This window comes from Nonomuraea glycinis, from assembly GCF_014646515.1.
Taxonomy (GTDB): domain Bacteria; phylum Actinomycetota; class Actinomycetes; order Streptosporangiales; family Streptosporangiaceae; genus Nonomuraea; species Nonomuraea glycinis.
On record NZ_BMNK01000004.1, the window covers coordinates 324,190 to 338,091 of the forward strand.

General features: G+C 72.5%; 15 protein-coding genes. 11 read left to right on the forward strand and 4 right to left on the reverse strand.

The window, feature by feature from the left end:
* Window positions 1–73 precede the first annotated feature (73 nt).
* Window positions 74–1,264, reverse strand: coding sequence for an FAD-dependent oxidoreductase (locus tag IEY87_RS14965; RefSeq protein ID WP_189139224.1), 1,191 nt, complete (start codon window positions 1,262–1,264; stop codon window positions 74–76).
* A 131-nt stretch (window positions 1,265–1,395) separates the two neighbouring features.
* Between IEY87_RS14965 and IEY87_RS14970 the strand changes: the two genes are divergently transcribed.
* The 4 genes from IEY87_RS14970 (at window position 1,396) to IEY87_RS14985 (ending at window position 4,437) form a co-directional block, all read left to right on the forward strand.
* Entirely contained in the window at window positions 1,396–1,989 is a 594-nt protein-coding gene (locus IEY87_RS14970) for a DUF305 domain-containing protein (RefSeq protein ID WP_189139225.1), read from the forward strand.
* Between the two features lie 116 nt (window positions 1,990–2,105).
* Entirely contained in the window at window positions 2,106–2,930 is an 825-nt protein-coding gene (locus tag IEY87_RS14975; protein WP_225277319.1) for a class I SAM-dependent methyltransferase, read from the forward strand.
* Window positions 2,927–3,562, forward strand: a complete 636-nt coding sequence (locus tag IEY87_RS14980) for a TetR/AcrR family transcriptional regulator (RefSeq protein WP_189139226.1) — start codon at window positions 2,927–2,929, stop codon at window positions 3,560–3,562. Before IEY87_RS14975 ends, IEY87_RS14980 begins: the two co-directional genes overlap by 4 nt.
* Window positions 3,563–3,615: 53 nt before the next feature.
* Window positions 3,616–4,437: an MBL fold metallo-hydrolase gene (locus tag IEY87_RS14985; RefSeq protein WP_189139227.1), complete on the forward strand. Its 822-nt coding sequence runs from the start codon at window positions 3,616–3,618 to the stop codon at window positions 4,435–4,437.
* A 134-nt stretch (window positions 4,438–4,571) separates the two neighbouring features.
* On the opposite strand, the gene IEY87_RS14990 is transcribed toward IEY87_RS14985, so the two are convergent.
* Together IEY87_RS14990 and IEY87_RS14995 are read right to left on the reverse strand one after the other, a co-directional pair.
* Complete coding sequence (locus IEY87_RS14990) at window positions 4,572–5,228, reverse strand: hypothetical protein (protein ID WP_189139228.1); 657 nt, start codon at window positions 5,226–5,228, stop codon at window positions 4,572–4,574.
* Window positions 5,229–5,230: 2 nt separating this feature from the next.
* Entirely contained in the window at window positions 5,231–5,998 is a 768-nt protein-coding gene (locus tag IEY87_RS14995) for a bestrophin-like domain (protein WP_189139229.1), read from the reverse strand.
* Between the two features lie 222 nt (window positions 5,999–6,220).
* On the opposite strand from IEY87_RS14995, the gene IEY87_RS15000 reads away from it, so the two are divergent.
* Window positions 6,221–6,565 (forward strand): avidin-fold protein, encoded by a 345-nt coding sequence (locus IEY87_RS15000; RefSeq protein WP_225277318.1) that lies wholly within the window; start codon window positions 6,221–6,223, stop codon window positions 6,563–6,565.
* Window positions 6,566–6,573: 8 nt separating this feature from the next.
* Here the strand turns inward: IEY87_RS15000 and IEY87_RS15005 are convergent, their stop codons facing one another.
* Complete coding sequence (locus IEY87_RS15005; protein ID WP_263652085.1) at window positions 6,574–7,266, reverse strand: Lrp/AsnC family transcriptional regulator; 693 nt, start codon at window positions 7,264–7,266, stop codon at window positions 6,574–6,576.
* Between the two features lie 55 nt (window positions 7,267–7,321).
* On the opposite strand from IEY87_RS15005, the gene IEY87_RS15010 reads away from it, so the two are divergent.
* Genes IEY87_RS15010 through IEY87_RS15035 form a run of 6 tightly spaced genes read left to right on the forward strand, consistent with a single transcriptional unit; the run spans window position 7,322 to window position 13,735 of the window.
* Window positions 7,322–8,896, forward strand: a complete 1,575-nt coding sequence (locus IEY87_RS15010) for an ABC transporter substrate-binding protein (protein WP_189139231.1) — start codon at window positions 7,322–7,324, stop codon at window positions 8,894–8,896.
* 5 nt (window positions 8,897–8,901) lie between these two features.
* Entirely contained in the window at window positions 8,902–9,984 is a 1,083-nt protein-coding gene (locus IEY87_RS15015; protein ID WP_189139232.1) for an ABC transporter permease, read from the forward strand.
* A complete protein-coding gene (locus IEY87_RS15020) occupies window positions 9,981–10,856 on the forward strand; it encodes an ABC transporter permease (RefSeq protein WP_225277316.1) in 876 nt (291 codons plus the stop codon). Before IEY87_RS15015 ends, IEY87_RS15020 begins: the two co-directional genes overlap by 4 nt.
* Window positions 10,853–11,713: an ABC transporter ATP-binding protein gene (locus IEY87_RS15025; RefSeq protein ID WP_189139233.1), complete on the forward strand. Its 861-nt coding sequence runs from the start codon at window positions 10,853–10,855 to the stop codon at window positions 11,711–11,713. The genes IEY87_RS15020 and IEY87_RS15025 overlap by 4 nt, the downstream gene beginning before the upstream one ends.
* A complete protein-coding gene (locus IEY87_RS15030) occupies window positions 11,710–12,633 on the forward strand; it encodes an oligopeptide/dipeptide ABC transporter ATP-binding protein (RefSeq protein WP_189139234.1) in 924 nt (307 codons plus the stop codon). Before IEY87_RS15025 ends, IEY87_RS15030 begins: the two co-directional genes overlap by 4 nt.
* A 10-nt stretch (window positions 12,634–12,643) precedes the next feature.
* The gene (locus tag IEY87_RS15035; RefSeq protein WP_225277315.1) at window positions 12,644–13,735 is read left to right on the forward strand and encodes a M24 family metallopeptidase; all 1,092 of its coding nucleotides are present in this window, start codon (window positions 12,644–12,646) and stop codon (window positions 13,733–13,735) included.
* Window positions 13,736–13,902 lie beyond the last annotated feature (167 nt).

Consider the following 13,902-nt stretch of genomic DNA (forward strand, 5'->3'; position numbering starts at 1 on the left):
CCACCGTCACAGCCCGTGTCGAGAAATTTCACCCCTGTAACCGTTGTCACGCCGAATCAGGATTCGCGATGGATCAGGCGGCCGTCGAGGCGGGCGAGCCGCCGGTCATGAAGCGGCGGACGTTCTCGGCGGCCGTACGGCCCGCGCGGTTGGCGCCGATGGTGCTGGCCGACGGACCGTAGCCGACGAGCTGCAGCCCCGGCTCCCTGACGGCCTGGGTGCCGTCGACCTTGATGCCGCCGCCGGGCTCGCGCAGGCGCAGCGGCGCCAGGTGGTCGAGGGCGGAGCGGAAGCCGGTGGCCCACACGATCGTGTCGGCCTCATGGCTGCTCCCGTCCGCCCAGCGCACGCCGTACTCCGTGATCCGCTCGAACATCGGCAGCCGCTCCATCGCCCCCTTGGCCAGGGCCTCGCGCACCACGGGGGTGTGCCCGAGCCCGGTGACGCTGACGACGCTCTGCGGTACGAGCCCCGCACGTACGCGCTCCTCGACCCGGGCGACGGCCGCGCGCCTGGCCTGTTCGCCGAAGTCGGCGTCGCTGAAGGCCGGCAGGCTCCGGGTCACCCAGAGCGTGCTCGCGGCCACTCCGGCGAGCTCCGACAGCACGTGCGCGGCCGAGTGCCCGCCGCCCACCACGACCACCCGGCGCCCGGCGAACTCCGCCGGCCCCCGATAGGTCGCGTAGTGCGACTGCCTGCCCCGGAAGTCACGCGCCCCCGGATAGTACGGCCAGTAGGGGCGGGTCCAGGTGCCGGTGGCGTTGACGACGGCGCGGGCCGCCCACTGTCCCGTGTCCGCCGTCACGACCAGCCGCTCACCCGCCCGCGCCACGGCCGCGACCTTGACCGGACGCACGACGCGCAGACCGAGCCGCCGCTCGTAGTCACCGTAGTAGGCGGGCACGACCTCGGCGGCAGGCCGCCCACCGGACCGCCCGCCATCCGAGTCACGCCCGCCCGACCGCCCATCGTCCGAGTCACGCCCGCCAGACCGCCCGCCGTCCGAGTCACGCCCGCCCGACCGCTCGCCGTCCAAGTCGCGCCCGCCAGACCGGTCATCGTTCAGGTCGCGCCTGATGCCGGGCAGGTCGAAGATGCCGTGCACCTTGTCCATGGTCAGCGTCGGCGACCGGTGCCGCCAGGCCCCGCCCGGCCCGTCGGCGGCGTCCAGCACCAGCGGCTCGTACCCGAACCTGCGCAGATAGTAGGCGCTGGACAGCCCCGCCTGCCCCGCCCCGATCACCACCACGTCGATCTCGTCCACATCACTGTGAACCGCCGGGGCCCGCGCTGTCTTCCCCACCGCGCCGGCGGCGGTTTGCCATACGGCCCGCGCGGCTACGACCACTACCAGCCGCCCCGCGGACACCCCCCTCGACGAGGACCACTGCTGAGATGAAGCGAACCGGCCTGCTTCTCGCCCTCCTGCTCGCCATCGCCGGATGCGGTCCAGGCGAGACCCCCGCCTCCGGGGGCCACCATGCCGCTCACACCGCCCCCGCTCCCACCGCCCCCGCTCCCGCAGGCTCCGCCTCCCCCACCGGCGGCTTCAACGGGACCGACGCCGCGTGGGTGCAGCTCATGATCCCGATGATCGAGCGCACCCTGCCGATGCTGGACCTGGCCGAGCGGCAGGCCGCCGATCCGGCGGTCGGCCGGCTGGCGGCCTCCCTCGCCACCGCGCACCGCGCCGAGCTGGCCCGCCTGGCCGAGCTCCGGCGGACGGCGGGGTTGTCCGACGTCAATGTCCATGAAGGTCATGACATGCCAGGCATGGTGACCGCGTCCCAGCTCGACGCCATGCGCTCGGCCGACGGGAAGGCGTTCGACGGACTGTTCCTGCGCTGCCTGCGCGACCACCTGGACCAGTCCGTGCTGGTGACGCGCGGCGAGCGCGACGCCGGCGTCGACCCGCGCGCCCTGACCCTCGCCGCCGACCTCGAACGCGCCCGCACCACCCAGCTCACCCGCCTGAGCACCCTGACGTGAGACACAGGCTGCCGGCCTGTACGACATCGGAAACGGGCGGGCGTGACCGCGCTTGACCTCAGCGCGACATGAACGTATGTTCATGAACGCTTGTTCATCCCTTTTCGGAGGCCATCGTGACGATCGTCAACACCCACCAGTCCGAGGCATGGAACGGTTACGAAGGCACCCACTGGGCCGACCACCATGACCGTTACGACGCGCTCAACTCCGGCTTCAACGACCACCTGCTCCAGTTCGCCGGCGACGGCGACCAGGTCCTCGACATCGGGTGCGGCAACGGTCAGGTGACCAGGCTGGCGGCCCGCCGAGCCCGCGGCGCCACCGGTGTCGACCTGTCCACCCCCATGCTGAGCACGGCCCGCGCCCTCGCGGCGGCGGAGGGCATCGCCAACATCGACTTCCAGCAGGGCGACGCGCAGATCCACCCGTTCCCCGCCGAGTCGTACGACCTGGCGATCAGCCGCTTCGGGATCATGTTCTTCGCCGACCCGGTCACCGCCTTCGCCAACATCGCCCGCGCGCTGCGCCCCGGCGGGCGGGTGGCGTTCCTGTGCATGCGCGACCTGGCCGACAACGACCTGCGCTCGGTGTTCGCCGCCATGGCCGAGCACCTGCCGCCGGCCCCCGCCTCCCCCGACGGCACCTCCCCGGCCTCGCTGTCCGATCCCGCGCGGATCCACGAGATCTTCACCGCCGCGGGATACACTGAGGTCGCGGCCACCCCCGTCGAGGCGGAGCAGGTCTGGGGCAGGGACGCTCAGGACGCCGCCGACTTCCTGGCCGCCTGGGGTCCCACCCGCTTCCATCTCAGCCACGCGGACCCGGCCGCCGCCGCGCGCGCGACGGCCGCGCTCGTTCCCGCGCTGGCACCGTACGAGCGAGACGGCGCCGTACGGCTGCGTGGGGCCGCCTACCTGATCACGGCCGTGCGGCCGTGACCCCGCGCAAGCCGGCGGCCGCGCGCGAGGGCGAGCCCTTGTCCGCCCACTTGGTGGCGGCCGCCGAGCGACTGCTCGCCAGGCACGGCGCGGCCGGTCTCACCGTGCGGGCGATCGCCAGGGAGGCCCAGGTGGCCGACGGGGTGCTCTACAACCACTTCGCCGACAAGGAGGAGCTGATCGCGCTGGCGCTGCGGGCGCACGTCCGCTCGGTCGAGCGGAGCCTGCCCCCGCTGCCCACCGCGGCGGGCTCGGGCACGCTGGAGGACAACCTGCGCTCGTACGTCGGCTACGGGCTGGCGCTGCACCTGGCGATTCTGCCCGCCTTCGCCGGCCTGGTCGCCCACCCCAAGATCCTGCACCGCTTCGCCGAGCTGAGCATGCCCGTCGAGCAGGGGCCGCCCCTGCGGGCCGCGCTGACCGCGTACCTGCGGGCCGAGCAGGCTCTCGGCCGGCTGTCGCCGGAGGCCGATCCGGACGCGGCGGCCACCATGATCGTGGGCGCCTGCCACGAGCTGATCCTTCCTCACCTGTTCCACGGCACTCCGGCGGCGGAGATCGCGGTTCCCCCCGACTTCGCCGGGAAGCTGGTCGCCACCTGCCTGAGGGGCATCGCGCCGCCTGGAGTTTGACTCGGGGTCCTCGTGGCAGGGGCGGGGAAAAGGCCGTACCAAGGGAGGCCACCATGGCTGGCCATGGAAGCCTGACGTTCATCGGCAACGCGACCGTGCTGATCCGGTACAACGGGTTCGCCCTGCTCACCGACCCGAACTTCCTGCACCGGGGCCAGCGCGCCTATCTCGGCTTCGGGCTCAGCTCGCGCCGCCTGACCGACCCCGCGATGGGGATCGACGAGCTCCCGCCGCTGGACGCCGTGGTGCTGTCGCACATGCACGGCGACCATTGGGACCGCGTCACCCGGCGGGGCCTGGACCGGGACACGCTGATCCTCACCACCCCGCACGCCGCGCGCAGGCTCGGCCACCAGGGGTTCGGTCAGGCGGTGGGCCTGGGCACCTGGCGGGCGCACGAGCTGCGCGGCGGCAACGGCTCCCTGAAGGTCACGTCCCTGCCGGCCCGCCACGCGCCCGGCATCGCCGAGACGCTGCTGCCGCCGGTCATGGGCAGCATGCTGGAGTTCCGTGACCCGGCCGGGCAGGTGGACCTGCGGCTGCTGATCAGCGGCGACACGCTGATGGACCACTGGCTGGAGGCGATCCCGCGGCACTTCCCGGACATCGACGTGGCGCTCGTGCACCTGGGCGGTACGAAGCTGCTCGGCCTGATGACGGTCACCATGGACGGCGAGCAGGGCGCCCGCTGGGTGGACCTGATGAACCCTCGCACCGTGGTGCCGATCCACTACGACGACTACAGCGCGTTCGCCTCACCCCTGCAGGACTTCCGCCAGTACGCCGAGCAGGCCGGGGTCGGTGACCGGGTGGTCTACCTGCAACGCGGTCAGACCTACGACCTGACCGGCCGCCAGATACCGCACCGCGCTTGACGCGCTCCCCGGCCTGAAGGCCGGAGCACTGCGGACGATCCCGGTAGCGGCATGCGAAAGAGCGCCGCCCTTCACTGCGAGCGGCGCTCTTGCCGTCGGCTTGACGATCTCCGGCTCCGTAGGGGGGAACCGGATCAGCGGACGGCGCCGAAGGCGACGGCGGTGGTGGAGGCGATCACCGTCGTCAGCACGACCATGATCAGCACGGTGGCCAGCGGGTTGGGGCGCTTGAGCGGCGCGACGGGGTTCGGCGCGTACGCGCGGGCGTCCTTCGCTGTGGGAGTGGGAGTGGGCGTCGGCGAGGGGGTCGGGCGGACCGGGTCGGGCACCATCATCCGGAGCGGCCCCTGCGCCGGGACCGGGGCACGCCGGGTCTTGACCGGCACCGCCGCCCGACCGCACCGTCCGACCAGGACACTGCCCGAGGGGCCGTCCACGCAGACCGCGTCGTCGTACACCCGCACGCCGCGCGTCGACACCTGGGGGGCCGGGCGGGGCCTTCGGGGGCGGGGGGTGTTGACGATGGACACCTCCGGCACCGACACCCGTGGCCCGCGCCTGATCGACACCTCGGGCAGTCGCACCCCTCTCTTCGAAACCCCGGGCGGTCTCACCCTGCTCTTCGACACCCCGGGCAGTCTCACCCCGCTCCTCGACACCGCGGGCGGGGAGACGCGCACGTCCGGGATGTTCGGGACCTGCGGCGGGCGCGGCGCGGCCGCCGCCGGGGCGCTCGCGCAGATCGCGGCGAGCGCGACGGCGGCGAGCAGCGGCGTGTGCCTGGCAGCCACGGTCACACTCCCCCGGCGATCCGGGCGAGCTCCTGCAGCGCGCCGCTGAACGCCTCGGGCCCCACGGCGAGCGGTCCGGCGAAGGCGCGCGAGATCTCCCAGGTGAGATGGATGCCGAAGCCCAGCATGGCCGCCATCGCGGCGAGCGGGATGAGCGCCGCCCCGCGCGGCCTGGCTCCGGCGAGGAACGGGAAGACGATGACCGCCAGCCCGGTGAGGATGGTCAGCCACAGCAGCCCCTCCGGGGGCGTGGCGGCGGCGTCGGCGGCGCGCTGGGCACGGGTCGCGGCGACCGCGCCGAGCTGGTCGAGCACGACCCCTCTGGCCGCCAGCTCGCCGTCGGTCTTGGCGGAGAGCTTGAGCACCTCGGCGCGCAGCCGGTCGAGCCGCTCGGCGCCGGCCTCCTCCATCTTCCCCTGCGTCATGTCGGGCCACTCGTCCCTGACCACGAACGCCGCATAGTCGCGCAGCCCCGCCCGGATCGGGGCGACGCCGTCAGCGGGGAGGTCGGCGGCCGCCCAGTAGGCGTCGACGACGGCCCGGCTCTCGGCGTGCGTGTTCTGCCTGGCCGCGTCGGCCGTGGTCCACGGGACGATGATGGCGATGGCGAAGACCACCAGGAACAGCGCCGAGAGCATGGCGCCCGCGTGGCCGGCCGAGGGCCCGTCCGCGCCGCGGTCGTCGCTGCCCTTGCCCGCGAGCCTGAACGACAGGGCGGCGATCGCGACCACGCCCACCGCCGCGATGATCGAGAACAGGTACGTCAGCATGAAGATCTCCCCCAACCTGATGAACCACGTAGAGTCACATGACTATCACACTACGAAGTCTTGGCGTTACGCGCCGAGGCCGGGGAGCCGATGGACCGTCGTGCCGGCGGGCGGGCTGCCCGGCGGGGGCGGCTGGACGGATCGCCGGCCGAGCGGGGGCGTGCGCGACGATCCGTCCAGCGGCGCACCGCGTCGCCCAGGGACCTCGCGAGCATGGGGAGCGTGAACCTTCTCAACGGCCGCAGATTCGTGATGGTGAGCTCGACGGCGAGCGTGGTGGACCCGGAGCGGCCCACCGAGTTCCTCTACCAGGAGGCCGACGGCGTCGTGTGGGGCAGTTACACCGGCGACACCGTGATCCACGGCCGCTTCGTCGGCACCCGGGACGGCGACCAGGTCACGATCTCGTACGTGCACGCGCTGAAGGCGGGCGGCCAGGCGGGCGGCCAGAGCGACAGCCGCGTCGAGACGGAGGCCGACGGGAGGCTGCGCCTGGTGGAGGAGTTCCGGTTCAAGGGCGACGACACCCGGCACGTGAGCGTCTGCACCGAGGTCGTCACCGCCTGAGGACCCTGTCAGGTGTCCTTCTGCAGGGCCGCCCTGCCTTCGGCCGCGCCGACGAAGCGCATCATGCCGAGCGGCACCTCGCCGCCCTGCGCCTCCTGGGCGGGGCGGCGGGCGGTCCTGGCCTTCTCGCCGTCGCTCGGCAGCACGTACGGCCGTTTGAGCACCTCGTCCAGGATGAACACCGTCTCGGTGGCCTTGACCGCCGGGATGTTCGCGAGCCGGTCGGTCACCATGGCGTGCACCGCGGCGACGTCGCCCATCCTGACGAGGATCATCGCGTCGTGCTGCCCGGTGGTGATCGCGCAGTACTCGACCTCCGGCATCCGCGCCAGTTCGGCCCTGAACTGCTTCCACATCTGCTGCCGCACCGTCACGAAGATCAGCGCGGTGATGCCGAGCCCCGTTCTAACCGGATCGATCTCGGCGGTGAACCGCTTGATCGCCCCGTCCGCGCGCAGCGCCTCGAAACGGGTGTAGGCGTTCGCCCGGGAGATGCCCACCCGCTCGGCCAGTGCCGCGACCGAGATCCTGCCGTTCTCGCGCAGGACCTCGAGGATCTTCATATGGGTGGCGTCCAGTTCGAGACCGATACCGATCCGTCCAGGTTGACCGCCACCGCTGCCACCATTTCTGGAAATTTCACTCACAGCTACCTCCTGGCCCTTTATATCCGTCTTGGCGACTGCACGGAGCCTGGACATTCTGCCGGACAATCCTGGACATCTTCGTTCCAATCGTCCATCTGGAGGACTCACCATGGCGACCCGCTCGCAGACGGCGGCTGTGCTGCTCGCCGGTGCACTCGCCCTCGCCGCCTGCGGAAGCGGCGGCGCCCCGGCGCCTGCCGCGCAGAGCGGCGGCAAGACCCTCGTCATCGACACGTCCTTCGACCTCAAGACGGCCGACCCCGGACGTACGTACGAGCCGACCGGTCTGATCGTGGGCAAGGCGACGTATGAGACCTTGCTCACCTTCGACGGCGGTGACGTGACGAAGCCGGTGCCCGCGCTCGCGGAGTCCTACGAGCTGTCGAAGGACGGCAAGGTCCTGACGCTCAAGCTCAAGCAGGGCTCGACCTTCGCCGACGGCTCCGCCATCACCGCGGACGACGTGGTCTTCTCGCTGACCCGGGTGCGCGACATGAAGGGCACCCCGTCGTTCCTGCTGGACGGCGTCGAGATCGCCAAGACCGACGACTCGACGATCACCCTGACGTCCGAGAAGCCCAACGCGGCGCTGCCGTACATCCTGCCGAACCCCGCGCTCGGCATCCTCAACAGCAAGGTCGCCAAGCAGAACGGCGCGACGGCCGACGCCCAGGACAAGGCCGAGCAGTACCTCAACGCGAACTCGGCCGGCTCCGGGCCGTACCAGATCGAGTCCTTCAACGTGAGCAGCCAGGTCGTGCTCAAGGCGAACCCGAAGTACCACGGCGCCAAGCCCGCCTACGAGAAGGTCGTGATCCGCAACGTCGAGGCGGCCACGCAGAAGCTGAACGTGCAGCGCGGCGACAGCCAGGTGGCGCTGAACCTGTCCGGCGACCAGGTCACCAACATGCCGGCGACCCTGCAGGTGAACAAGACCGCCTCGGCGAACGTCATCTTCCTGCTGGCCAACCAGGACTCCGCGATCAGCAAGACCACGACGAACGCCAAGTTCGTGGAGGCGGTGCGCAAGGGCGTCGACTACGCGGGCCTGCTGGAGCTGGCCGGTGAGGGCTCGACCCAGGCGCCGGGCGTGATCCCGTCGCAGCTGCTCGGCGCGCTGCCCGCGGACCAGGCGGTCAAGCGCGACGTCGAGGGCGCCAAGGCGGCGCTGGCGGAGAGCGGGCTGAGCGCCCCGTCGGTCAAGCTGGAGTACCCCACGGAGCTGACCGTCAACGGCCTGTCCTTCCAGCCGCTGGCCGAGCGGATCCAGGCCAACCTCAAGGAGGTCGGCATCACGGTGGACCTGCAGCCGGCCCCGGTGACGACGGCACTGGACAACTACCGCAACGGCAAGGAGGAGATGGGCCTGTGGTACTGGGGCCCTGACTACCCGGACCCGAGCGACTACCTGGCGTTCCTGCCCGGCCAGACGGTCGGCAAGCGGGCCGGCTGGCAGAGCGGCGCGGCCAAGGACATCGAGGCCGCGGGCGAGAAGGCGGCCGCCGCGATCGGCGACGAGGCCCGTACGGAGGCCTACGTCGACGTGCAGACCAAGCTCAACGCCGCCGGGCCGTTCGTCCCGCTGATCCAGCCGAGCCAGAACATCGTGACGGCCGCCTCGGTGACGGGCCTGGAGTACCACCCGGTCTGGACGGTCGACGTGGCCGACCTGGGCACGAAGTAGCGCACATGCCAGAGAAGGACGTAGCGGTCGCGGCGGTGCCGCGACCCGCCAGGCGGCGCCGCGGGGTGCCGCCGCTGGCCCGGTTCCTGATCCGGCGGATCCTCATGGCCCTCCTGCTGGCCTGGGGGATCACGCTGGTGACGTTCGTGCTGACGAACCTGGTCCCGGGTGACCCGGTGGCGGCGAACCTGGGCCAGCGGGCGCTCGGCGACCCGGCCATCGTGGCGCAGTGGCGCACCGAGCACGGCCTGGACAAGCCGCTGTGGGAGCAGTACGCGCTGCACCTCGGGGGCGTCGTTCAGGGCGATCTCGGGATGAGCCAGCAGAGCCACCGCCCGGTCGCCGAGGACCTGGCCGAGTACGTGCCCGCGACGCTGGAGCTGGCGGGCGTGGCCATCGCGATCTCGCTGGTGCTCGGCGTGGCGTTCGGTGTGGTGGCGGCGCTGCGCAGGGACCGGCTCGCGGACCACGTGCTGCGCGTGCTGAGCCTGGTCGGCATCTCGGTGCCGACGTTCTGGCTGGCGCTGGTCGCCTTCTACGTGTTCTTCTTCCGGCTGCAGATCACGCCGGGCAGCGGCCGGGTGGATCCGGCGCTGGGCGCGCCGCCGGGCGTGACCGGGCTGCAGACGGTGGACGCGCTGCTGGCGGGCCGGTGGGACATCTTCACCTCCGCCGTCGGCCACCTGATCACGCCCGCCCTGGTGCTGGCGCTCTACACGATCGGGCTGCTCACCCGCTTCACCCGCTCGGCGGTGCTGGAGGTGCTCGGTCAGGACTATGTACGGGCGGCCAGGGCCAAGGGACTGCCCGGCAGGGTGATCCTGTTCCGGTACGTGCTGCGCTCGGCGCTGGTGCCGATCATCACGGTGGCGGGCCTGGCGTTCGGCAGCCTGCTGTCCGGCACCGTACTGGTGGAGGCGATCTTCGCCTGGCCCGGCATCGGCCAGTACGCCTACAAGAGCGCCACCAGCCTGGACCTGCCCGCGGTGATGGGCGTCGGCCTGGTGGTGGGCGTGGTCTATCTCGCCATCAACCTGATCGTGGACGTGCTGTACGGCGTGATCGATCCCCGAGTGAGGCTGCAGTGAAACGGGACCCCCTGGCCCGCAAGGGCCTGCTGAGGCGGCTGCCCGAGGCGTGGCGGCAGCCGCTGGCCGTGGCCGGCGTGGTGATCGCGCTCGGCTGGCTGGTGATCGCGCTGACCGCGCCGCTGCTGGCGCCGCACGACCCGCTCGCCCAGGACCTGCCGCGGCTGGCCGCGCCGGGCCCCGGGCACTGGTTCGGGACCGACCAGCTCGGGCGCGACATCCTGAGCAGGGTCATGTACGGCGCGCGGGTGTCGATCCCGCTGACCGTGGTGCTGGTGGCGCTGTCGCTGGTGATCGGCGGCCTGCTCGGCGCCTGTGCCGGATATTTCGGCAAATGGGTGGATGAGTCGATCATGCGGCTCGCGGACCTGGTGTTCGCCTTCCCGACGGTGATCCTGGCCATGGTCGTGGCCGCGGCGCTCGGGCCCAGCCTGACCAACGCCGTGCTGGCCGTACTCGTCGTGGCCTGGCCCGCCTACGCCCGGGTCACCCGGGGGCTGGTGCTGGGGGTGCGGGAGCGCGAGTTCGTGCTGAGCGGGCGGCTGCTCGGCTTCTCCGCCTGGCGCTCGCTCCGCGTCGACGTGCTGCCGAACGTGACCGGCCCGATCCTCGTGCTCGCCACGCTGGACATCGGCACCGCGCTGCTGCTGCTGTCGGGCCTGTCGTTCCTCGGGCTCGGCGCCAAGCCGCCGTCCCCGGAGTGGGGCGCGATGGTGTCGTCGGGTGTCGAGGTCTTCGACAGCTGGTGGGTGGCGACGTTCCCCGGCCTGGCGATCCTGACCGTGGTGCTGGCGTTCAACTTCCTCGGCGACACGCTGCGCGACGCGCTCGACCCGCGTACCGCCCGAGCGATCAAGGAGCGTGCGCTGTGACGCTGGCCATCACCGACCTGAAGGTGACCATCGGCGGCAAGGACATCCTGCGCGGCGTCGACCTGTCGCTCCAGGAGGGCCGGGTGCACGGCCTGGCCGGCGAGAGCGGATCGGGCAAGACGATGACCGGCCTCGCCGTGCTCGGCCTGCTGCCGCACGGCGCGCGCGCCACCGGGAGCATCGCGCTCGGCGGGCGCGAGCTGCTCACGCTGGCGAACAAGGAGCTCAACCAGGTACGCGGCGGCGAGGTCGCCATGGTGTTCCAGGACCCCGCGACGAGCCTGCACCCGATGCTCACCATCGGCCGGCAGCTCACCGAGCACATGCGCCACCACCTGGGCGTCGGCAAGAAGGAGGCGCGGGCCAGGGCGGTGGAGCTGCTCGGCAAGGTGCGCATCCCCGGCGCGCAGGAGGCGTACGGGCGCTTCCCGCACCAGTTCTCCGGCGGCATGCGGCAGCGCATCGCCATCGCGATCGCGCTGGCCTGCTCGCCGAAGGTGCTGATCGCCGACGAGCCGACGACCGCGCTGGACGTGACCGTGCAGGCGGGCGTGCTGCGGCTGCTGCGCGGGCTCTGTGACGAGCTCGGCCTGGCCGTGCTGCTCGTCACGCACGACCTGGGGGTGATGTCCGCCGTCGCGGACGAGGTGAGCGTGATGAAGGACGGCCTGGTGGTGGAGAGCGGGCCGCGCGGCCAGGTGCTGCGTGAGCCCGCGCACCCCTACACCCGCTCCCTGCTCGCCTCCCTGCCCGACACCGCCACCACCACCGACACCGCCACCACCACCGACCTGCCCGCTGCCACCGACACCGCTGCCGGCCTGCCCGGCACTGTCACTGATGAGGGGGTTCGATGAGCCTGTTGAGCGTCGATGACCTGGTCATCGAGCACCGCTCCCCCGGCCGTCCCGTCGTCAGAGCGGTGGCCGGGGTCAGCCTGGAGGTGAACGCGGGCGAGGTCGTCGGTCTCGTCGGCGAGTCCGGCTGCGGCAAGTCCACGCTGGCCCGCGCCGTCTGCGGGCTGAACCCCGTCACCGCGGGCCGGATCGCCTTCGACGGCGAGCCGGTGACACCGCTCGGGCTGCGGCGCAGGAAGCTGACCGGCATCCAGATGGTCTTCCAGGACCCGTACGCGTCGCTGAACCCGCGCCGCCGCGTGGGCGACCAGATCGCCGACGGCCTGCGTACCGTGGGCGACACCACCACCCGGCCGGCCGACCTGCTGGAGCGCGTCGGCCTGCCGCGCGACTTCGCCGGCCGGCACCCGCACGAGTTCTCCGGCGGCCAGCGGCAGCGCATCGCGATCGCCAGGGCGCTGGCGGCCAGGCCGCGGCTGCTGATCGGGGACGAGCCGATCTCCGCGCTGGACGCCTCGGCCCAGGCGCAGGTCGCCACCTTGATGCGGGATCTGGCCGTGGACTCCGGCGCGGGGCTGCTGTTCATCAGCCACGACCTGTCGGTGGTGCGGCTGATCGCCGACCGGATCGCGGTCATGTACCTGGGCCGGATCGTGGAGGTGGGCGACACCGCCGAGGTGTGGGCCGATCCCCGCCACCCCTACACGCGGGCGCTGCTGGGAGCCATCCCGAAGCCCGACGGGCTGGGCGTGCTGCCCGCCGAACTGCCGGGCGACGTGCCGGACCCGGCGGATCCGCCCCAGGGGTGCCGGTTCAACCCGCGCTGCCCGCACGTGATGGACGTGTGCCGGGTCGAGGAGCCGGAGTTCGGCCCGGTCGCCTGCTGGCTGCACGAGCCGTCCCGAGCCGGGACTGCGTGAACGAGCCACCATGACCTCCGACGCCCCCCTCCCAGGCGCCATCCCCTCCGACCCCACCCCCCCGACCACCGACACCCCCCACCCGGACTCGCTGACCACCGACTTCGTGCATTCGGGGGGCTCCCGGGTGGTGCGGGATCGGCTGGCCGCCGTTCGGAGGGCCATGGCGCGGGAGGGAGTGGACGCGCTGGTGCTGCGGCCCTCGCCCGACTTCCGGTTCCTCGGCGGGCGGGGTGCGAGCTTTCTGGTGGTGACCATGGACGCGATGGCCGAGACGGACGATCCCGCGCCGTACGTGCCCGAGGACGCGCGGCGGGTGGGCGTCGATCCGGAGATGCGGGTGCGTGAGCTGTTCGGGCTGGCGATCGAGGCGGAGCTGGTGCCGGCCGGCGCCGTGCTGGAACCGCTCAGGCTGCGCAAACTACCCCACGAGGTCGACGCGGTGGGCCGGGCGGCGCGGGCGGCGGAGGCGGTGCTGGACGGGGTGGGCGAGCTGGCCTGGTTCGGCGCCACCGAGCGGGCCATGGCGGCCAGGCTGCGGGCGCTGCTGCTGGAGACCGGGTGCGAGGAGGTGCTGTCGGTACGGGTGGCGGCGGGCGAGCACACCGCCCGGCCGGGTCACCTGCCGGGCGCGCGGGTGATCAATCCGGGTGACGCGCTGCTGATGTCGCTGTGCGGCCGGTGGGACGGCTACTGCGCCGAGGTGGCCCGCGTCTTCGCCGTCGCCGAGCCGCCTGAGGACTTCGAGGCCATGTACTCGGTGGTGCTCGCCGCGCATCACGCGGCCCTGCGCTCGGTACGGCCCGGCGTGGCGGCCGACGAGGTGGCCGCGGCGGTCACGGAGGTGATCGACGGCAGCGGGTACGGCCGGTTCGCGGCCCCGTGCGCCGGCCGGGGCGTCGGCCTCGGTCACGACGAGTCCCCTCGGCTGCTCCCCGGCGACGGCACCGTCCTGCAGGCCGGGATGACGCTCTGCGTCGAGCCGGCGATCTACGTACCCGATCTGTTCGGGGCGCGCCTCGCGGACGTCGCGGCCTGCACGCCGCAGGCGGCGGCGGTCCTGACGACGAGCCCGCACACCCTGCGCGTCCTCGACCGCTGAAGGTCGGCGCGGCCGACGCGCGCCCGAGCGGAACGCGTGCGGGCTGTCGCCGAGCGCCCCGGCAAGCCCCGGCATAGGGGGCGTGCGCAGAGGCCCCCGGCCAAGCCCCCCGCATGGACGCGTGGAGCACCCCGGGCAAGCCCCGGCCTGGAGGCGTAGGGCACGCC